This is a genomic window from Bradyrhizobium sp. 1(2017) (genome assembly GCF_011602485.2).
Taxonomy (GTDB): domain Bacteria; phylum Pseudomonadota; class Alphaproteobacteria; order Rhizobiales; family Xanthobacteraceae; genus Bradyrhizobium.
In genome coordinates this window covers 2,697,271-2,716,554 of sequence record NZ_CP050022.2, presented here as the reverse complement: position 1 = coordinate 2,716,554, position 19,284 = coordinate 2,697,271, and the positions used below count along the sequence as shown (strand labels likewise).

Sequence of the window (19,284 nt, the reverse complement as noted above, 5' to 3'; positions counted from 1 at the left end):
GCCCGTCAGGGCCGCTTTGCGGCCAAAACCAGATCGGCGGCGCGATCGCCCGACCGGACCGATCCCTCGATGGTTGCAGGCAATCCCGTAGCAGTCCAATCCCCCGCAAGAAACAGGTTTTTCAGCGCAGTGACCGGCCCCGGACGCAGGGCATTCTGCGCAGGCGTCGCCGCAAATGTGGCACGGCGCTCACGGACGATCTGCCACGCAGGCAGCTCACCGGACACGCCACCGGCCTTGCAGACATCGTTCCAGATCGCCTGCGCGAGTTCCTCGCGCGGCATGTCGACCAGACGGTCGCCATTGCTGATGGTGACGGAAAGCCGGTTCGGGAACGCGAACAGCCACTCCACCACGCCGCCGATCACGCCGAGGATCGGCGCCGAGCCCGGCGGCGGCTCGAAGCGGAAATGGGCGTTCACGATGGCGCGGAATTCGGTCGGCGTCTTCAGGCCGGGCAACAGGCTGGCGGCGGCGCGCGGCGGCACCGCCATGATCACGACGTCGCCCTCACCGAGCGCGATCACGTCCTCGCCGCCGAAATTCAGCGCGCTGGTCCTGCCGTCACTGGTCGCAAACGAGCGCAGCTCATGGCCGAGCTGAACGCTGTGGCCACGCTCCTGCAGAAACTTCACCGCGGGCTCGATCAGCACGGCGCTGAGCCCGTCGCGCGCGATCAACGGGCGGCAGGCCTGCCCGCCCGCGAGCAGCGTCTCGCGCACGATCGCGCCGGCGAGCCCCGCCGAGCCCTCGGGCGGATCGACGTTGAGCGCGGCCAGCAGCAGCGGCTGCACCAGGCGCTGATAGAGCACGCCCTCGGTCGGAATGGACTTGCCGACCAGCGTCTCCTCCGACGCCCAGATCAACGGCGCCAGCTTCAGATAATCGGTGAGACCCGTATCAGGGACGCGGCGGCTCTCGTCGAGCACCCAGGTCGGCAGCCGGCCGGTGCCGAGATCGATCTGCCAGCGCTGCCCGGTCTTGATGTCGACGAAGGGAAACTGCGCGCTCTCGGGGCCGACCAGTCCCGCCTCGGTGCCGATCGCGCGCGCATAGGCGCGGGCATGACCGTTGCCCGACAGCAGCAGATGATTGCCGTTGTCGATGGTGAGGTTGGTGGCGCCGTCGAAATAGGACCGGCAGCGGCCGCCAGCCTGGTGCGTCGCCTCGTGCACGGCGACCTTGAAGCCGGCATTGGCGAGCCGCACGGCGGCGGAGAGACCGGAAATTCCGGCGCCGATGATGTGAGCTGTGTTTTGCATCAGATGAAAGCGTAACGGAGCAGGATCAGGAGGCGCGTGACCTTCGACACACGCACCGGCTCGCGCGGCGCATTGAAACCGCGCGCGATCAGGAGGTCCAGAATGGAATGGTAGTATTTCGACATGACCCGCGGCGCGCGCACGGCGCGGCGCTTGTTGCGGTTCATGATCTCGTCCGACTTCTCGAAATGCGATTTCGCGCGCTGCGCCAGCGGCTGGCAGACCTTCGGCAGCGCGCGCTCGACGATCACGCGGTTGGGCTCATCGGAGGTGATGCCGGCGTGCAGCAGCGCCTCCCGCGGCAGATAGAGCCGGCCAAGGCCCGCATCCTCGTCGATGTCACGCAGGATGTTGGTGAGCTGGAGCGCGCGCCCGAGATGATGGGCGAGCAGGATGCCGTCCTCTTCCGGCAGGCCGAACACCCGCACCGACAGGCGCCCCACGGCGCTGGCGACGCGATCGCAATAGAGATCGAGCGTGGCCATGTCGGGCGCGCGGATGTCCTGCGGCACGTCCATCTCCATGCCGTCGACGATGGCGAGGAAATCCTCGCGCTTCAGCCCGAAGGTCTTCACCGAGGCGACGTAGTCCTTCAGCCGCGGCGGCGGATTGCCCTGGTAGAGGGCATCGATGTCGTTGCGCCACTGCTGAAGCGCGGCGAGCCGCTCCTCGCGCGGGCCGTCGGAATCGGCGATGTCGTCGACCTGGCGGCAGAAGCTGTAGATCTGGAACATCGCTTCGCGCTGGTCATGCGGCAGAATGCGCATCGCGGCGTAGAACGAGCTGCCGGATGCGGTCGAGCCATAATTGGCGCCGGGCGAGGTCGCCTCAAGCGTCATGTGCAGTCCCCGGTCTGGAAATGGCCTTGCGTCCGATCGCGCGACGGCCGACTTCGCCGATCATGCCGGCGAGGCTGAAGGTGAGAAGCTCGAGCTTGTTCAGATGCACGCGCTCGCGCAGGGGATCGCGCACCCTGAGCAGGCGCACGATGCGGTCGGCATAGGCCTGGATCACCGCGATGTCGACGCCGAGGCGGAAATCCTTCACCTCCGCGCTGAGCGACTTGCTCTCGTTCAGCAGCGCCTCGTTGCGCACAGCGAGCGCCTGAAGACAGGCGAGCATCGCCGGCGGCGACTGCGTCAGCCCGAGCTGCTCGACCGAGGCGCCGCTCGCAGCCAGCGCATCGCGCGGCAGATAGACGCGGTTGAGCTCGCGGAAATCCTTGCCGCAATCCTGCAGATGGTTGTTGATCTGGAGCGCCGCGCAGAGCGCATCCGACGCCGCCCAGGTCGATGTGCTCTCGCCATGAACGTCGAGCATGAAGCGGCCGACCGGCATCGCCGAATAGCGGCAATAATGGATGACCTCGTCCCAATTCTCGTAACGGAGCTTGGTCACGTCCATGCGGAAGGCGATGAGCACGTCGAGCGCATGACGCGGCGCCATGCCGCGCTCGGCCAGCGCACCGCGCAGCGTCACGGCCTCGGCCTGGGTATCGCCCTTGCCGAGCAGTTCCGCCTCGAGCAGATCGAGATAAGCGAGCTTCTGGTCGGCCGGCAGCGTCGAATGGTCGGCAATGTCGTCGGCGGTGCGGACGAAATTGTAATACGCCAGGATCAGGGCGCGATGACGCGGATGAATGATCCAGGACGCGACGGGAAAATTCTCGTCGCGGTCACCCTTGCCGGATCGCAATTCGCTCGCAGAGGTCATCGAGGGCTGGTTTACAATCGGTTGGACAGGAAGGGTTTTTCGCTCGCGCGGGCTCATGCCGGCAGTGCCGCCGCGGCCCCCATATAGGGGAATACGGCCGCAAAACCAATCCTGTCTCTCGATGGCTGCCCTTGGCGGATTGCGCCCGAAAAGGCGGCCTCCAGGGCCGCCTTCATAGGCCAACGGCCGAGCTTACTGATTGTGGTTCTTCAGGACCTGGTCGCAGGCCTGGGAGATCTTGGCCCGGTTCTCCTTGAGGCAGGCCAGGACGGTGAAATCGCCCTGGTCGATGACCGGACGGCAGAACTTCTGCACATCACGGGTGCAGGCCTTCTGCTCGGCGTCCGTGCCACGCCCTTGCTGGGCGAACGCGGCCGTCGAAAGGGAGGCCGACAGCAGGGTGAGAGCGACGAGAAGCTTACGCATTGTATTCCTTCATTCTGACGGCAGAATCGCACCGATCCCGGGCTGCACAGGGCGGATGGCCGGAACGGATTGTTCTGATGGCAAGTCGCCGCGGGAGTAGCGGCCTCAGAGAAGGCACAAGCACTGGCAAATGCGGCCAAATTGGCGCCGCGCCCGCCGAATCAGGTCTTCCCTGCGTCTTCAATCGCAGATGTAAGGGCTTGATACTACGTCATAATTCGGGAGCTCCGCATTTTACTGCATGCCTGTTGCAGGGCTGCATCTCTTCACCCTGCTTGTCCCGCCGGAAACACCCTGAAACACGCCAAATCGCCGGTCGAAGGCATGACGCGAGGTGCCGTGAACCGCCCTCTCCGGCCGTCGGGCTTTGAACCTGACACTGGCTCGGCGCACTAAACTTTCGATGTGGCGAGACGTTCTCGATCTGGGCGAACGTCGTTCCAAAACGGGATATTTGAGATGACATTTTTTGAGCGTTCTGGACTGGCAATCAAGGCGGCTGGCATCGGGGCTGCGCTGCTCTTTTCGGTTTCGGCAGGCCACGCTCAGTCGTCCGGTCCATTTGCCGGTTTCGACGGCGCATGGACGGGCACCGGCACGGTCTCGCTGTCAGACGGTTCCACCGAGCGCATCCGCTGCAAGGCGGACTACAAGGTCGCCGGCAGCGGCCTCGCCCTCAAGCAGGCCCTGCACTGCGCGTCCGACAGCTACAAGTTCGACCTCACCAGCGACGTGACGAGCCAGGGCGAGCGGATCTCCGGCAATTGGAGCGAAACCAACCGCAACATCTTCGGCAATCTGCAGGGCACCGCCGGCGGCGGCCAGATCGACGTGTTCGTCGAGGCCAACGGCTTTGCCGCCAATCTGTCGCTGCGCACCAACGGCACCAAGCAGACGGTGCAGATCTCCTCCAAGGGCGAGATCCGCGGCGTCAACATCACGATGACGAAGGGCTGAGGCGGCCTTCCCTTCGAAACGAGTTCAGCCTCCGGTTCTCGCGAGCCGGGGGCTTTTTGCTGACAGTGTCGTGGACATGGACCCGATTCGCAGACATCTGCTCAAGGCCGCGGGAATCTTGGTGGCCACGCGCGCCTTCGCCAATGATCGGCCCGGAGCGAACATGCAGCCTTCGTCAGTGAAGCCGCGTCACGTACTCTGCTTCCTCGGCAAGGACGACAGCCTGCTGCAACCGCCGAAGGCGGTGGCCAAGACGATCGCGGATTTCAACTTCGAGATCGACCGCACCTATTCGCAAGCCAAACCCGATCCGCACATGGAGCGCTCGTTCGGCGTGTGCTGGGACCGGGTCTTCCCGAACGCATGGTCCGCGGCGGACGAAGCCGCCGTGGCCAACCACAAGGCGGTGCTCTACGTGCTGGGCCCACCGATGGAGCAGCAGAAGACGGTCGCTTATTCGGCCGCCGCCTTGCGCATCGTCGAGGAGATGATCGAGGCCGGCGCAACGGCCGTGAAGGGCGAAAGCGCGGGCGTTGCTCACGGTCTCGCGCGATGGATGCAATTGGCCAGGGAGTGCAAGGCCGCAGCGACCACGAACCAGGGCCTCACGATGACGGCGGCCATGGGCCGGACCTGCCGCCTCGCCTTCGCCAAGCGTCCGCTCGGCGGCGACACCTACAACGAAAGCGTCGGCTTCCACCTCGTCGGGCTGCCGGATATCTACGTGGCGAAATCGCGCGGCAGCGACCGCGACGCGGTGAAGCTGATGGATGCAGTCGCGGACGCGATGGGCGAGCGCGGCATCGAGGCGACGCTGCGCGACCGCAAGCTCAAATTGTCGCGGGAGCAGGATTACGCCGAGGGCGACTTCAAGTTCAATCCCTACGGAATCATCCGTATCGACGCGTGAGGGCGCTGGGCAGCCTCCGCTGCCCCGCCACTCAGATCGCCGGCTTGTCGGGGCCCTGCAGCTTGGCGTGCAGGTTGATCAGCCACATCGCCGTCGGCCGCAGGATGAAGAGGTCGGCAACGAGGGCCATCACCATCGAGAAGGCGCTGAGCCAGCCGAACAGCCGCAGCGACGGCAGGTCGGAGAACACGGTGACGACGAGGCCGCAGGCCAGCACCACCGTGGTCAGAATCAGCGCGGGGCCGACCAGCACGGTCGCCCGCTCCACCGCCAGCGCCGAGCCGACGCCCGGCTTGTTCTCGAGCCGCAAGCGGTTGAGGAAATGGATGGTGGCGCTGAGGCCCAGGCCGAACGAGACGGTGAGCGCGACGACGCTGGCGAATTGCAGCCCCTCGCCCATCGCCCACAGCACCGTTCCCGACATCACCACCGGGAAGATGCCCGGCAGGATACAGGCGAGCGTCACCACCCAGGAGCGGAAGGCGAGCCCGATGAAGATCGCGACCAGCGCGAATTCGATCGTGAGGCCATGGTTCAGCTTCTCGATCATGCTGGCCGAATTACGCGCGGCGATGGCGGCCAGGCCGGTCACCGCGATCTCGTAGCCGGGATGCTTCTTGCGGACGGCGTCGAGCTCGCTGTCGAGCTTGTCGACGATCGGCAGCAGCTGGCTGGAATCCTTGTCCGGCACGCGGCCGGCGACCACGACGGCATCCTGCTTGGCATCGATGAAGCGCCGCACCAGATGCTCGGGAATGACGTTGACATATTCCTTCAGCGTCGCGACGTCGGCGCTCCCGGCCTTTTCCGCGAGCCAGCGGCGCAGCGTCTCGAGCGACCAGACGTTGCCGACGCCGGCCGCCTTCTCCACGGTCGCATGCACGTCGGCGATGGTCTGGAGCGTCTCCGGCGAATAGAGCGTCTCACCCTTGGGGAACTGGATCAGCACGTTGACCGGATTGGCACCGGTCAGCTTGGCGTCGAGCCGGTCGCTGGCGGCGACCGCCTGACGCTTGTCCGGCACCTGGTCGGCGAGCCGGTAGCGCGGCTCCAGATTGGCGTAGATGACACCGAGGCCGCCGACGAACAGCACTGCGATCAGGCTGAACAGGCCGGGACGGCCGACCATGCGCACCGCGATCCAGTAGCAGAAATTGCGCAGCGCCTGGACGCCGGCATCGGCCCCCTGGAATTTGACCGCGAACACCTTCTCGTTGCGCACCAGCAGCACGCCGAACACCGGCACCAGCGACAGCACCGCGACCAGCGCGATGATGGTGGCGGCAAGCCCTGCCTCGCCGAACTTGCGGATCAGGTCGGAGTCGGAGAACTGGAGCGCGATGAAGGAAATGCCGGCGGTGCCGTGCGTCAGTACGCAGGCCGGGCCCACCACCAGCACCGCGTTCTTGAACGCGGTGAACTTGTCCTGCCCCGCGATCAGCCGGTCGCGCGCGGCGAAGGTCAGCTGCATCGAGTCCGAGAAGCTGATGACCATGATGAGCGGCGTCATCACGTTCAGGAACATGTTGAGGTTGAAATTGGCCCAGCCGAGTGCGCCGAGCGCCAGCAGGATCGCGATCATCGGCGGGAACGCCGCGGCAACCATGAACGAGATCTTGCGGAAGAAGATGATCGCGATGATGCAGCCGGCGAGGATGCCGAGGATGTTGTAGGTGAGTCCGTCGCGCTCGACCGCGTTGCGGATCTCGAGCTGCATCACCGGCACGCCGGAGAGCTGCACGTTGAGCCCGGTGTCGCCAAGGTCCTCCTTCATCAGCGCGCGGATGTCGCCGACGGTCTTGGTCAGCTTGTTGGAGCCGACCACCTCCGGATCGAGCGACAGCACGATCAGGGCCAGCGTGCCGTCCTCCGACAACAGCTTGCCGCGGATGATCTCGTTGTTCTTGACGGTCTCGATGAACTTGTCATAGGCCGCGCCCTCGGGCAGCTCGGCCGGGAACAGCGCCGCAGGCAGCTTGCCCGGGGCCGGCGCCTGGCGCGCCGAGAACAGCGAGACCAGCCCGCGCGTGCCTTCGACCAGCTGCAGGTCGGTGACGAAGTCGCGCAGCTTCTCGAGGTTGTTCCGCGCCAGCAGGGTCTTGCCCTCGACCACGACGAGGACATCGAACTCCTCCGCCGGGAACTTCTTGGTGACCTCTTCGTACTGCTTGAATTCCTTGGTGTCGGAGCGGAACAGCTGCGACAGCGAATCGTCGATCTTGATCCGGTGGATGCCGAACACGGCGCCGACGATCAGGACGATCAGGACGATGCAGGAGACGATCGGCGCCCGGACGGCGATCAGCCCGAGACGCTCCAGCCCGAAGGCGATCGAGGACGTAGGTCCCTGCTCGACCTTGTCGACATGAACCTCATTCTCGCTGTGCTTTTCGAGCATGCCTTATCCAGTTCCTAGATCGACTCGGTCTGAGAGCTTATTGCGCCCCGCGAACGGCTTGAAAACGCCATACCAATGGGAGAGGCTTGCCCTTTGAAAATGCGCGGAAAATCGCCGCCCGGGGTTTAGCAGGTCAATCGCCCTTCTCGCAAGCAGGCGAAGTGCGGGCAAAGCGATCAAGATGCGGCGATTTTGGGGCCTGCCCACAGGTCATCCGGGCGCGGATGTGCCAATTCGACGCGGCACGCGGTCCGCGCTCTCGTCCTTCAGCGCCACGCCGGTGGTTGCCCGGGCAAGCCCCTCGCGGAGGAGCCAGGCGATCTTGAAGGCGGCCTCGTCATAGCTCAACCCGGCATGGTGGATGTTCGACACGCAATTGCGCTCGGCATCGGTGCGGCCGGGCTGCGGCCCGAAGGTCAGATAGGCGCCGAGACTGTCGGGCGCCGACAGGCCCGGCCGCTCGCCGATCAGCATCAGGGCCATGCGCGCATGGAGAATCGCGCCGATCTCGTCGCCAAGCGCGACGCGCGCGCCCGAGGCGACGACGACATGGCCGATCGCGACACCATCGCCGGCTGCGAGCCACGGCATCAGGCGCGTCAGCAGCGCCACCGCATGAGCGTGGACCGCGGCCGCCGACAGGCCGTCGCCGATCACGATCGCGAGCTGGCACGGCGCCGAAGCGACCCGGGTCAGCGCCTCGACTGATTCGGCATCGAGCTGCCGTCCCAGATCCGGCCGCCGCAGATAGTCTGCGCGGTCGACCGCCCTGCTCCTCGCCTCGGTGACCACGAGGCCAAGCCCGGCGAGCTCGGCGATCAGACCTGGCGCATCGAAGGCGGCATGCACGGCATCGCGGGCGCGGGCATGATCCAGCGTGAAATCGAGCAGCGCGCGCGTCGGCACGCTCGCCCCGCTGCGGCCCAGCGCAACGCGTGCGGGCGTGAGCGTCCGCAGGTCGAGCGTCGGACGGCGCGGCGGAGCCGGATCAGGCATTCGCATTACTCGGCGGGAACGGCGGCCTCGCGCAGGCGGATCGAATAGTTCGAGGCATTCTGCTTGCCGCTGGAGGCCGCGCGCGCAAAGGTGATGAGATGGTGCGCGATCAGCGTGCAGCCGATCAGGCCTTCGATGTCACGACGCTTGATGCGTCCCAGCGCGAACGTCCAGAACACGCGCCTGTAGTCGCCGAGCACGCCCACCTTCCAGAAGATGTTGCGCAGCATGACAAGGCCGCGCCTGATGTTGCGCCAGGTCTTCATCTCGTCCGGGACCGGCATCTTCAGGCGATGCACGTAGACCTGGTCGCATTGATACTGGAAGCGCGCATAGACCTTCTCGGGTTCGTAAGCGACCGCCATGGCGTGCTTCCAGGATGCGATGACCTCGTCGTAAGGCAGCAGGAAGTCGACATTGGAATCGCGCCCGTCGTCCTCGACCAGGCGCCCCTCGCGCTCCAGCCGGTCCCACAGCGGCGTCTTCGGCAGGGCCTGGAGCAAATTGATCGTGAGCAGCGGAATCCGGGAGTCCTCGACGAACGAGAGCAGCGCCTCTGACGTGTTCGGCTTGTCGGTGTCGAGCCCCATGATGATGCCGGACACGACCTCCATGCCGTAGGAGTTGATGGTGCGCACGCCCTCCAGGATCGGGACCATCATGTTGTGGTCCTTGTGCATCGCCTTCAGCGCATCGGGATCGGGCGTCTCGATGCCGCAGAAGATGGTGATGAAATAGGCCTCGCGCATCTTCTCGAGGATCTCGGGCCGCTTGGCGATGTTGAGCGTGGCCTCGCAGGCGAGCCGGACGACATAGCCGGTCCGCTTCTGCCATTCGATCAGATGCGGCAGCAGGTCCATTGCAGCCTTGCGGTTGCCGATGAAATTGTCGTCGACGAAATAGACCGTGTCGGTCATGCCGCATTCGCGCAGGCGGTCGAGCTCGGCGATGATCTGCTCCGGCGATTTGATGCGCGGATTGCGCCCGTAGAGGCCGGGGATGTCGCAGAACTCGCACTGATAGGGACAGCCGCTGGAATATTGGATGCTGCCGAGGAAGTACTTCTTGACGTCGACGAGCTCGTAGGCCGGGATCGGAAACTCCGTCATCGGCACGCGGTCCTTGGTGGTCAGCACCACCTGCTGCTCGGGCCGCGAGGTATCGCGCGACAGGATGTCGATCAGCTGGTTGGTGGCATCGCCGAGCTCACCGACATGCAGATAGTCGAACGAGGGATAGTAATCCGGGCAGGCGCTGACGGAGGGACCGCCGAGCGCAACGGGCAGATCGAATTCATGGGCGCGGCGGCAGATGTCGTTCATCTGCTGGCGCTGGATGTGCATCCCGCTGACGAAGACCACTTCCGCCCATTCGAACTCCTCGCTGGTCGTGCGGCGCAGATTCTCGTCGACGAACTTGACCTGCCAGTCTTTCGGAAGATAGGCGGAGATCAGCAGCAGCCCCTGCGGCGGCATGAAGGCGCGAACGCCGTCGGTCAGGGGATAGGAATGCTCGAACGTCCCGAACGAGGAGGTGTAGCGCGGAAACACACAGAGAATCCGCCGGGACGTACCGTTACTTTCAGCTCGCATCAAAGCTCCCCCGCCACGCTCGACCGAATGGTGCGGAAATTGCCAGCCAGACACATAGCGTAACGCTGTCGCCGGAATTTCTCAATATTGTGGCACAAGCATAATTCCAAGAGGAAGCATTGGTTTCCTGAAAGCTCGCAGCTTCTGTCATGCGATCAGCCGCGAGGCAAAATCGGGCAGCAGGCCTGCATCCCCGGCAAGGCGGAGGTCGGCACCCGCAATGCCCGTCTGCACCAGCCAGTCGTCGAATTCGGGCGCGCGGCGCAGGGAGAAGACGTCGCGGACATAGAGCGCGTCGTGAAAAGACGTCGACTGGTAGTTCAGCATGACGTCGTCGGCGCCGGGGACGCCCATGATGAAGGTGACGCCGGCGGCGGCGAGCAGCGTCAGCAGATTGTCCATGTCGTCCTGGTCCGCCTCGGCGTGGTTGGTGTAGCAGATATCGACCCCGAGCGGCAGGCCGAGCAGCTTGCCGCAGAAATGATCCTCCAGCCCGGCCCGGATGATTTCCTTGCCGTCATAGAGATATTCCGGGCCAATGAAGCCGACCACGCTGTTGACCAGGAGCGGGGCAAAGGCGCGGGCGACGGCATAGGCGCGCGCCTCGCAGGTCTGTTGGTCGACGCCGTGATGGGCGTTGGCCGACAAGGCCGAGCCCTGCCCGGTCTCAAAATACATCACGTTCTCGCCGACCGTGCCGCGCCCCAGCGACAGCCCGGCCTCCTGCGCTTCCTTCAGAAGCGCGAGGTCGACGCCGAAGCTGCGGTTGGCGGCCTCGGTGCCCGCGACCGACTGGAAGACGAGATCGACCGGCACGCCCTGCCCGATCAGCGACAAGGTCGTCGTGACATGGGTCAGCACGCAAGCTTGGGTCGGGATCTTCAGCCGCGCGATGATCTCGTCGAGCAGCCGCAGCAATTGCGCGATCATCGCGGGATCGTCGCTCGCGGGATTGATGCCGATGCAGGCATCGCCGGCGCCCAGCAGGATGCCGTCGAGGATCGAGGCGGTGATGCCCCTGGCATCGTCGAAGGGATGGTTGGGCTGGAGGCGCGTGCTCATCCGCCCCTTCAGCCCGATGGTGTTGCGGAAGGCGGTGGTGACCTCGCATTTCCGCGCCGCCAGGATCAAGTCCTGGTTGCGCATCAGTTTCGAGACCGCCGCCGCCATTTCGGGCGTGATGCCGGGCGCGAGCTTCTTCAACGCCTCGGCCGTGGCGGCATCCGACAGCAGCCAGTCGCGGAAGCCGCCGACCGTGAGCGCGGCCACCGGCGCAAAGGCCCCGGCATCGTGGCTGTCGATGATGAGGCGGGTGACCTCGTCGGCCTCATAGGGGATGACGGCTTCCTGGAGGAATCGTCCGAGCGGGACATCGGCAAGCGCCATCCGCGCCGCGATCATCTGCTCGGCACTGGCGGCGGCGACCCCGGCCAGCCGGTCGCCGGAGCGCGGTGGCGTCGCCTTGGCGAGCAGGTCGCGCAGGTCCGGGAACGCGTAGGTCGTGGCGTCGATGGTGTGGCGGTAGACCAAAGGCCCCTCCGGGTTCGTCGGCCAGCGGCCGAGTCCAGCGCGATCCCAAGACTATACCTTCAGATCAAGACGCTGAAATATCTTACCTTTCTTTCCGCCAAGGGCGAAGGGCCAACCCCTGGCCGTTAACGGCGCATCCATCTTCGTTCTGCATAGTTTTGCATCAATTTGCACGACCGTGCTCACCGGCCGCTCCAGGCCATCTCGGGCTCCTTGAACACCATGCCATCTGACCGATCTGGGAATGCCGCCCGCCTTGCCGGCCGCTTCACGCTTGCCGCCAAACTCTATGCGATCTTCGCACTGTTCGCGCTGCTGACGGCGGCGATCGCGATGCTGTCCGACTACAACAGCCGCCGCAGCGCCGACCTGACCAGCGCGATCGAGACGGCGAATGCCGCCGCGCTGAACGTCGAGCGCGTCAACTCGCTGGTCTACGCGGTCGTGATGGAATCGCGCGGCGTCTACATGTCGACGGAGCCCGCCGTCGTGAAGAAATACGGCGATGGCCTGCTCAAGTTCAACGCGCAGATCCTCGACGTCGTGAGGCGCTGGGAGACCATCGTCAGGGACGACGATGCCGAGCAGTTCGCCACCTTCAAGAAGCGCATCGAGCAGTTCGTCGAGTTCCGCAAGGAGCTGGTACGCCGCGGCGTCGAGATCAATGCGGCCGCCGGCCGCGAATGGGGTGACAACGACGCCAATCGCAGCGTGCGGTCGGCGCTGAACAAGGATCTCGAAGCCCTCTCGAAGGTCTACGCCGAGCGCGCCAAGCAGATCGCCCGGCAGACCGAGACCAATCGCACGCTGTCTTTCGTCCTGACCTGCCTCGGCGGCCTTGCGCTGGTCCTGGTCGTGCTCGGCATCGTCATCATCGCCCGCTCGATCGCACGGCCGCTCTCGGCCATCACGGCGACGATCAAGCAGGTCGCCGACGGGAGCGAGGACGTCGTGGTGCCCTATAGCCACCGCGCCGACGAGATCGGCGCACTGGCACGCGCGATCGAGGTCTTCCAGGAGGCGATGGGCCGCAACCGCAATCTCGCCTCTCAGGTCTCGAACGACTCCGCCGCGCGCGAGGAGCGCGCCCGCCATATCGAGACATCGGTCGAGGCGTTCCGCGAGGCGATCGGCGCCATCATGCGCGGCCTCAGCGACAACGCCTCCACCATGCGCGAGACCGCGCAGACCATCACGCGCGTCACCGCGGATGCGAACAGCCGCGCCGGCACCGCCGCGAACGCCACCGAGCAGGCCTCGCACAACGTCACGGCGGTGGCGAGCGCCGCCGAGGAGCTGTCGGCCTCGGTGGAAGAGATCGGCCGCCAGGTGCGGCAATCCGCCGGCGCGGTCGAGCAGACCGGCCAGCGCACCGAGAAGTCGATCTCCGAGATCGAGAGCCTCGCCGCGGCCACGCAACGCATCGACGGCGTGCTCAACCTGATCCAGGCGATCGCCGAGCAGACCAATTTGCTCGCGCTCAACGCCACCATCGAGGCCGCCCGCGCCGGCGAAGCCGGCCGCGGCTTTGCCGTCGTCGCCCACGAGGTCAAGGCGCTCGCCGGCCAGACCGCCAAGGCCACCGCCGAGATCGGCGAGAACGTCTCGATGATCCAGGCCTCCACGCGCAACGCGGTCGACGCCGTCCGCGAGATCGGCGGCGCGGTGCGCGAGATCAACGAGGTCACCTCGGCGATCGCCGGCGCCATCGGCCAGCAGGACCAGGCGACACGCGAGATCTCGTCCAACGCGCAAAGCGCCGCGCAGGGCAACGAGACGCTGGTCGCCAACATCACGTCGCTGCGCGACGCCATCGGCGAGACCGACACCGCGGCAACCTCGGTGCTGACGGCGGCGAGCAGCCTGACCGAGACGGCGGACACGCTGTCGCGCGAGGTCGAGAAGTTCTTCCAGAACCTGCGCGCGGGATCGGCGGATGGCAGGATCGCCAGGGCGGGATGACGGACCGCTGACCGCGGCGAAGGCGGCAAGGTGGACCGCCCAAAACAAAAAATGAAAAAACAACCCCATGCACAGTAGACGGGAGGAGGTTTTTCAATGGCTTGGCGGGCGCCGCAAAGGCACTGCTGATTTTACGAATTTCATTTGACGCGTCGGGCAAAACACTGGCATGATGTCATCGTGGCGGGGCTACGGTTTGCCCATGCCCGCGCCGGTTTTCTCGAACGAGGCGGGACTATCGTTCCGAACTGGATTCCGCGACCAGTATCCGAACGCGACCGCCGACGTCCTCGACTTCACGGTAGCGACTCAACTCTGTCCGGAGCTCAGGATCGGAGTTGGCCCAGGCCAGCCAGTCGAACCGGAACGAGCTCAGCAGATAGGTATCCACGAGGATGACGTCCGGTCGACCGGCGCGCAGGTCCGCCAACAACTGCCGCCGCTCGAAATGTATGATGCCGTCCAGTTTTGCGCGTTCGCCCACAGTTGGCTGCGAACTGTTCTGGAGCAGCATCGCGCCGGCCGCCAGCAATTGCACACAAGAGCTGCCCACCCACGTCCCGTCGATCTGACGAACGAGAGGATGCCCCAGAGCCACGTGATCACCGATCGTGATCAGCCGCGGATGCTTTGCAAGAGCCTGAATACGCCCCTGCAATGGCGGGAAGGGCCGGACCTGCACGGACAGGCAGTACCCGATGAACGCGACGGCAACGAGGCCAGCGGTGATGACCGGCATCCGCAACGTCCGGACGTGCGCATGGAGCATCGGCGCAGCAATCGCAAACACGCAAAGCGCAAACGCCGTGTATCCCCAATGCTTGCCTTGGAGAATGAAGCTCGCGGCTCCGCCGACCGCTGCGGCCAGCCACGGCGTCGCGTCGCCTCCCATCTTGAAGTCCTGGGGAGCCACGAGGCGCAGAAACGCGACCGAAGCGCCTATCACCGCGACCGGGAAAGGAAGCAGTTCGACCAAACTCATCCGCAACGGCAGATAAGCCGCAGTCACCATCGGCGCATAGGTCAACAGATAATCGGGAAAGACGAGAACGACCACCGCCCCATAGCCGATGACGACGGCAGCGGCCGCACAGGCTTCGGGGGTGAACAACGGCTTGACCGAACGCTGGCGGAAGACACCAAGGATGATCGGAAAGCCCAGCACGAGCGCGAGCTGGGGCTTGATGCTCATGGCCAGGCCGGCAGCCAGCCCGGCCAAAACCGCAATGGGTCCAGGTGCAAGCCCGCGCCAGCGGATCGCAGTGATGGCGACAAAAGGAGCGAGTGCAATGACGGCTATGTGTTCACGTTGCCCGAATACGCCGACCGGAAGAATCGCAAACAGGAATACGAACAAGTATGTCGAAACGCTTCTTTCTCCGGCTCCCAGCTTCGCCGCGGCAGCGGCGCGATCGATCATGAAGAGGGCGCCGACGATCTCGATCATCACCAGGATGATCACGATGATCTCAGGCGCAATACCGGTCACTCGCGCAAGCATCGATGCCGGCATATACAGGTAGACCGACAACGGCGGATTCAGCTCGAAGAGGTCGACCCCAAGCTTCCGGCCATCGAGAACTTTCTCACCTTCAGTCAGCAGGCAAGCCAGATCCGCATTGAGAACGACAGGAATCTGAATGAGCAGGACGACGAGGAGGATCGCCGCCACGATCGTCCAGCGCAAACCCGTGTTGAGGAGGATGCTTGCCGCCCAACCGCGGGCGTGACCGCTGCTCATGATATCAGCAGAAGCCTTCTCCTCCAGCGGTCCATTCTCTCTCAATTGCGCGAACCTGCCATAGCCTGCTCAGCGCCACTCTCAATCAGGAGTAGTTACCATTGTACTACAATGATCTGAAACAATAGGACTTCATGGCCGGCGCGTGGGAGTTGCCGGTCCCGGCGGCGTACCGCCCTACACCATCACCCCGCCCCGCTTGACCAGCTCTTTCCCCACCGCGGCCAGATGCACCTGGTCGGGGCCGTCGCCGATGCGGATGAAGCGGGCGTAGACGTAGCCGCGGGCGAGGAACGTGTCCTGCGAGACGCCGGCGGCGCCATGGATCTGGATCGCACGATCGATGACGCGGGCGGCCATGCTGGGCACCACGATCTTGGCGGCGGCGATCAGGTCGCGCGCGGCCTTGTTGCCCTCACGGTCCATCTTGTCGGCGGCTTGCAGGGTCAAGAGCCGCGCCTGCGCGATCTCGCAGAAGGAATGCGCGATGTCCTCGCGCACCGAGCCCTGCTCGGCCAGCGGCTTGCCGAAGGCTGTGCGGGAGACCGCGCGCCGGCACATCAATTCCAGCGCACGCTGGGCGCAGCCGATCAGCCGCATGCAATGGTGGATGCGGCCGGGCCCGAGCCTGCCCTGCGCGATCTCGAAGCCGCGGCCTTCGCCGAGCAGGATGTTCTCGGCGGGCACGCGGACATTCTCGTAGACGATCTCGGGGTGACCGACCGGGGCGTCGTCATAGCCGTAGGTGAGCATGTCGCGGACGATGCGCACGCCTGGCGTCGCTTTCGGCACCAGGATCATGGATTGCTGGCGATGACGGTCGGGATCATCCGGCGCGGTCTTGCCCATCACGATCAGGATCTCGCAATCCTCGTTCATCGCGCCTGACGTGAACCATTTCCGCCCGTTGATGACGTAGTCGCCGCCGTCGCGTCGGATCTCGCACTGGATGTTGGTGGCATCGCTGGAGGCGACCTGCGGCTCCGTCATCGAGAAGCCGGAGCGGATACGTCCCTCCAGCAGCGGCTGCAGCCAGCGCTCCTGCTGCGCCTTCGTGCCGTAGTTCGCCAGCACCTCCATGTTGCCGACATCGGGGGCCGAGCAATTGAAGACCTCGGGGGCCCAGAGGATGCGGCCCATGATCTCCTTCACGGGCGCGTATTCGAGATTGGTGAGCCCGGGCCCGTGCTCGCCGGAGAGAAACAGGTTCCACAGCCCCTGCTCCCGTGCCAGCCGCTTGAGGTCCTGGAGCACAGGCGGCGTCCTGTAGCGCACGGCTTCAGGCTTGACCTGCTCGTAATAGAGATCCTCGACCGGCTCGACATGAGCTTGCATGAACTGGCGAACACGGTCCTGCAGCTCCAGCGAACGGAGGGAATGTTGAAAGTCCATTTTAGTCCTCCCGCTCGCTGACCTTCGCGCCAGTATCGTGGGGTGGGCAAAGCGAAGCGTGCCCACCGCTTTTTGTTGCTGTGTTGGACCGGTGGTGGGCACGGCGCAAGTGCGCCTTTGCCCACCCTACGATTCCGAGCTCGCGGAGAGAGGCCGCCGGCTCACCCTCACCTCACGTCCCGCGCAGGAGCTCGCTCGCCACGACCCAGTCGTTGCCGTCGAACTGGAGCATGTAACCGTCCTTGATCGGGCGGAAATCCTGCGGCGTGGTGTTGAGGGTGATGCCGGGCATCAGCAGCGACAGCGGCACGTTCTTCATGTTCGCGGCCTGTGCCATGATGTTCTCGCGGGTCAGATTGTCCTTGCACTGCTTGAGCAGGACCACCAGCGCCTCGGCGACGGTGTAGCCGTAGAGGCCGGCAACGTTGTTGATGTCGGCATTGGGCAGGCGCTTCTTCATGAACTCGATATAGGCCGTCATCGCCGGATCGTTCTTCGGCTCCGCCACAAACGGCTTGAGCGCGCCGAGCGAGAGCACGCCCTTGCCGGCGTCGAGGCCCGCCGGCACCATCACGGTCGCCTTGTTGGCGCAGCCGCTGGCGAGGAAGCGCGTCGGCTGCCAGCCGACCTCGTGGGCCTTGCGGATCGCCTGCGCGCAGGCGCGCGGCGTCACCGAGTAGATCATGAAGACGTCGGCCTTGGTGTTGGCGAGCGTCAGCACCTGGGAATCGACGGTGGGATCGGCGACCTCGAAGCTGGAGGCCATCGCGATCGCCTTGTCGGCGTCCGCCCCGAGCGCCTCCTTGACGCCGCGCAGATATTCCTTTCCGGCGTCGTCGTTCTGGTAGAGCACCGCAAAGCGCGCATTCGGATTCTTGGCGCGGGCATAGGCGACGTCGATCGCGGCCTCGCTGGTGTAGTTCGGCGCCCAGGGCAGCGCCATCGACCAGGGCATGTTGGCGGGATCGTTCCACTTCGAGGCCGAGCTGATCAGGAACAGCTGCGGCACCTTGTTGCTGTTCAGGTACTTTGCGATCGCCGAGCTCGGCGCGGTGCCCATGGTGGCGAAAATGAAGGCGACGCCGTCGCCTTCGACCAGCCGCCGCGCCGCTTCCATGGTCTTGGGCGGCGAGAAGGCGTCGTCCAGCGAGATCAAATTGAGCTTGCGGCCATTGACCCCGCCTTTCTCGTTGACGTCGTCGAAATAGGCCGCGATCACCCGGCCGGTGATGCTGAGCGGAGAAGCCGGCCCGCTATAGGGCATGGTGTTGCCGATCTTGATCTCGGTGTCGCTGACGCCGGGACCGTAGGATTTTTGCGCGGCGGCGGGCGTGGACAGGCAGGCGGCAGCCAGCGCTGCGGCCAGGACCAAAGCGGCTTTCATGGTTTCTCCCCGATGATCATCGCCGCGCGAAGCGCTCACGCGGCGTGCTGCTTTTTGTCAGCGCGTCAGATCAGCGGAGTTCCGTAAGATGGTCTTGCGTCGAGTTGCTGGTTTACCCGACACCTCGCTTCGAGCCCGCGTAGGAGCGCCGCAGCAGGGCAAACAGGCTGCCGCCGGTTGCGGCGCCGAGCAGATAGACGATCAGCGTCTGGAGCGCGAGCGGCAGGCTGAAGTTCATCCTGAAGAAGGAGATCGTCACTGTATCGAAATTCTGCGCGGCGAAGATCAACGTCGCCGCAGCAAGTAGCACGATGACGGCGAGGTGAAACCACCGCATGACGATCTCCCTCCGGCGAGGCGGCCTAGCGCCGTTGCTTCAGGCTGAAGCCCAGGCTGATCCATCCGGCACCGGCCATGATCAGATCGATGCCGAGGAACAGGCCGAGGATGTAGACGCTGTTGACCGGCCAGCGCGCTACGATCAACAGACCGAGCAGCAGCGTGATGGCGCCGGAGAGCGCCACCCACACCCATGGCGTTTCACGCTTCATGCTGAAGGCGAGAAACAGCCTGACGGCGCCCGAGGCGATCAGCGACGCGCCCAGGAATAGCGTCAGCAGCACTGCCGCGAACAGCGGGTTTTCGAAGGTCAGGAAGCCCGCAATGACATAGAGCACACCGAGCAAGGCCCAGATCAGGAACTTGCCCCAGCTCTTCATCTGGAACGCGCCGATGATTTCGGTAGCGCCGGCGACGATCATCATGGCGCCGACCACGATCACGCTCGCCACCGTCGCCATCATCACGCTGCCAAGCGCGATGAAGCCGGCAATGAGGTAGACGACACCAAGCGCGACGATCCAGCCCCATTTGGCATGCAGCGCAGCGATGCCCGAGCCAAGACCGAGATGTTGTGGGGTATCCGAAGCAGTTGTCATGAGGCCACTCCTGCATGCGAAGCCCGGAGGCACACGCCAGGATAGCACGAGCCGTGCCGGAACGACAGCCAGCAAAGCAGCCC

The 19,284-nt window shown here is 65.0% G+C and carries 16 protein-coding genes; 3 read left to right on the top strand and 13 right to left on the bottom strand.

What is annotated here, in order from left to right; genetic code table 11:
- Positions 1 to 5: 5 nt before the first annotated feature.
- From hpnE to HAP40_RS12860, 4 genes are all read right to left on the bottom strand, one after another.
- Entirely contained in the window at positions 6 to 1,262 is a 1,257-nt protein-coding gene (gene hpnE, locus HAP40_RS12875) for a hydroxysqualene dehydroxylase HpnE (RefSeq protein WP_166817448.1), read from the bottom strand.
- Positions 1,262 to 2,101 (bottom strand): presqualene diphosphate synthase HpnD, encoded by an 840-nt coding sequence (gene hpnD / locus HAP40_RS12870; protein WP_166817449.1) that lies wholly within the window; start codon positions 2,099 to 2,101, stop codon positions 1,262 to 1,264. Before hpnD ends, hpnE begins: the two co-directional genes overlap by 1 nt.
- Positions 2,091 to 2,975 (bottom strand): squalene synthase HpnC, encoded by an 885-nt coding sequence (gene hpnC, locus HAP40_RS12865; protein ID WP_166817450.1) that lies wholly within the window; start codon positions 2,973 to 2,975, stop codon positions 2,091 to 2,093. The genes hpnD and hpnC overlap by 11 nt, the downstream gene beginning before the upstream one ends.
- Before the next feature lie 192 nt (positions 2,976 to 3,167).
- The gene (locus HAP40_RS12860; protein ID WP_166817451.1) at positions 3,168 to 3,401 is read right to left on the bottom strand and encodes a hypothetical protein; all 234 of its coding nucleotides are present in this window, start codon (positions 3,399 to 3,401) and stop codon (positions 3,168 to 3,170) included.
- A gap of 459 nt (positions 3,402 to 3,860) precedes the next feature.
- Here HAP40_RS12860 and HAP40_RS12855 point away from each other — a divergent pair, with 459 nt between their 5' ends.
- On the top strand, positions 3,861 to 4,358 hold the full coding sequence (locus tag HAP40_RS12855; protein WP_166817452.1) for a hypothetical protein: 498 nt from the start codon (positions 3,861 to 3,863) through the stop codon (positions 4,356 to 4,358).
- A gap of 76 nt (positions 4,359 to 4,434) precedes the next feature.
- The gene (locus tag HAP40_RS12850) at positions 4,435 to 5,268 is read left to right on the top strand and encodes a hypothetical protein (RefSeq protein ID WP_166817453.1); all 834 of its coding nucleotides are present in this window, start codon (positions 4,435 to 4,437) and stop codon (positions 5,266 to 5,268) included.
- A 31-nt stretch (positions 5,269 to 5,299) separates the two neighbouring features.
- Here the strand turns inward: HAP40_RS12850 and HAP40_RS12845 are convergent, their stop codons facing one another.
- The 4 genes from HAP40_RS12845 to HAP40_RS12830 all read right to left on the bottom strand — a co-directional run bounded on the left by HAP40_RS12845 (position 5,300) and on the right by HAP40_RS12830 (position 11,784).
- Entirely contained in the window at positions 5,300 to 7,666 is a 2,367-nt protein-coding gene (locus HAP40_RS12845; protein WP_166817454.1) for an efflux RND transporter permease subunit, read from the bottom strand.
- A gap of 210 nt (positions 7,667 to 7,876) precedes the next feature.
- On the bottom strand, positions 7,877 to 8,662 hold the full coding sequence (gene eutC / locus HAP40_RS12840) for an ethanolamine ammonia-lyase subunit EutC (RefSeq protein WP_166817455.1): 786 nt from the start codon (positions 8,660 to 8,662) through the stop codon (positions 7,877 to 7,879).
- Between the two features lie 5 nt (positions 8,663 to 8,667).
- Positions 8,668 to 10,254, bottom strand: a complete 1,587-nt coding sequence (locus HAP40_RS12835) for a B12-binding domain-containing radical SAM protein (protein WP_166817456.1) — start codon at positions 10,252 to 10,254, stop codon at positions 8,668 to 8,670.
- A 147-nt stretch (positions 10,255 to 10,401) separates the two neighbouring features.
- Positions 10,402 to 11,784 (bottom strand): ethanolamine ammonia-lyase subunit EutB, encoded by a 1,383-nt coding sequence (locus HAP40_RS12830; RefSeq protein ID WP_166817457.1) that lies wholly within the window; start codon positions 11,782 to 11,784, stop codon positions 10,402 to 10,404.
- Positions 11,785 to 12,006: 222 nt separating this feature from the next.
- On the opposite strand from HAP40_RS12830, the gene HAP40_RS12825 reads away from it, so the two are divergent.
- Entirely contained in the window at positions 12,007 to 13,746 is a 1,740-nt protein-coding gene (locus HAP40_RS12825; RefSeq protein ID WP_166817458.1) for a methyl-accepting chemotaxis protein, read from the top strand.
- Positions 13,747 to 13,981: 235 nt separating this feature from the next.
- Here HAP40_RS12825 and HAP40_RS12820 read toward each other — a convergent pair whose 3' ends face one another.
- From HAP40_RS12820 to HAP40_RS12800, 5 genes are all read right to left on the bottom strand, one after another.
- Positions 13,982 to 15,532 carry a hypothetical protein gene (locus tag HAP40_RS12820; protein WP_246741118.1) on the bottom strand — a complete coding sequence of 517 codons (1,551 nt, stop codon included), beginning with the start codon at positions 15,530 to 15,532 and terminating at the stop codon, positions 13,982 to 13,984.
- 132 nt (positions 15,533 to 15,664) lie between these two features.
- Complete coding sequence (locus HAP40_RS12815) at positions 15,665 to 16,879, bottom strand: acyl-CoA dehydrogenase family protein (RefSeq protein ID WP_166817459.1); 1,215 nt, start codon at positions 16,877 to 16,879, stop codon at positions 15,665 to 15,667.
- Positions 16,880 to 17,051: 172 nt separating this feature from the next.
- Entirely contained in the window at positions 17,052 to 18,263 is a 1,212-nt protein-coding gene (locus HAP40_RS12810; RefSeq protein WP_166817460.1) for an ABC transporter substrate-binding protein, read from the bottom strand.
- 112 nt (positions 18,264 to 18,375) lie between these two features.
- Complete coding sequence (locus HAP40_RS12805) at positions 18,376 to 18,600, bottom strand: hypothetical protein (protein WP_166817461.1); 225 nt, start codon at positions 18,598 to 18,600, stop codon at positions 18,376 to 18,378.
- A gap of 25 nt (positions 18,601 to 18,625) precedes the next feature.
- A complete protein-coding gene (locus HAP40_RS12800; RefSeq protein WP_166817462.1) occupies positions 18,626 to 19,201 on the bottom strand; it encodes an HdeD family acid-resistance protein in 576 nt (191 codons plus the stop codon).
- Positions 19,202 to 19,284: the final 83 nt, after the last annotated feature.

Excerpts from the sequence above, each read along its gene's own strand:
- HAP40_RS12855 (WP_166817452.1), top strand. The coding sequence starts at position 3,861 with ATGACATTTTTTGAGCGTTCTGGACTGGCAATCAAGGCGGCTGGCATC.
- HAP40_RS12800 (WP_166817462.1), bottom strand. The coding sequence starts at position 19,201 with ATGACAACTGCTTCGGATACCCCACAACATCTCGGTCTTGGCTCGGGC.
- HAP40_RS12845 (WP_166817454.1), bottom strand. The coding sequence starts at position 7,666 with ATGCTCGAAAAGCACAGCGAGAATGAGGTTCATGTCGACAAGGTCGAG.
- HAP40_RS12860 (WP_166817451.1), bottom strand. The coding sequence starts at position 3,401 with ATGCGTAAGCTTCTCGTCGCTCTCACCCTGCTGTCGGCCTCCCTTTCG.
- hpnE (WP_166817448.1), bottom strand. The coding sequence starts at position 1,262 with ATGCAAAACACAGCTCACATCATCGGCGCCGGAATTTCCGGTCTCTCC.
- HAP40_RS12805 (WP_166817461.1), bottom strand. The coding sequence starts at position 18,600 with ATGCGGTGGTTTCACCTCGCCGTCATCGTGCTACTTGCTGCGGCGACG.
- hpnC (WP_166817450.1), bottom strand. The coding sequence starts at position 2,975 with ATGACCTCTGCGAGCGAATTGCGATCCGGCAAGGGTGACCGCGACGAG.
- HAP40_RS12850 (WP_166817453.1), top strand. The coding sequence starts at position 4,435 with ATGGACCCGATTCGCAGACATCTGCTCAAGGCCGCGGGAATCTTGGTG.
- hpnD (WP_166817449.1), bottom strand. The coding sequence starts at position 2,101 with ATGACGCTTGAGGCGACCTCGCCCGGCGCCAATTATGGCTCGACCGCA.
- HAP40_RS12810 (WP_166817460.1), bottom strand. The coding sequence starts at position 18,263 with ATGAAAGCCGCTTTGGTCCTGGCCGCAGCGCTGGCTGCCGCCTGCCTG.
- HAP40_RS12825 (WP_166817458.1), top strand. The coding sequence starts at position 12,007 with ATGCCATCTGACCGATCTGGGAATGCCGCCCGCCTTGCCGGCCGCTTC.
- HAP40_RS12815 (WP_166817459.1), bottom strand. The coding sequence starts at position 16,879 with ATGGACTTTCAACATTCCCTCCGTTCGCTGGAGCTGCAGGACCGTGTT.
- HAP40_RS12835 (WP_166817456.1), bottom strand. The coding sequence starts at position 10,254 with ATGCGAGCTGAAAGTAACGGTACGTCCCGGCGGATTCTCTGTGTGTTT.
- eutC (WP_166817455.1), bottom strand. The coding sequence starts at position 8,662 with ATGCCTGATCCGGCTCCGCCGCGCCGTCCGACGCTCGACCTGCGGACG.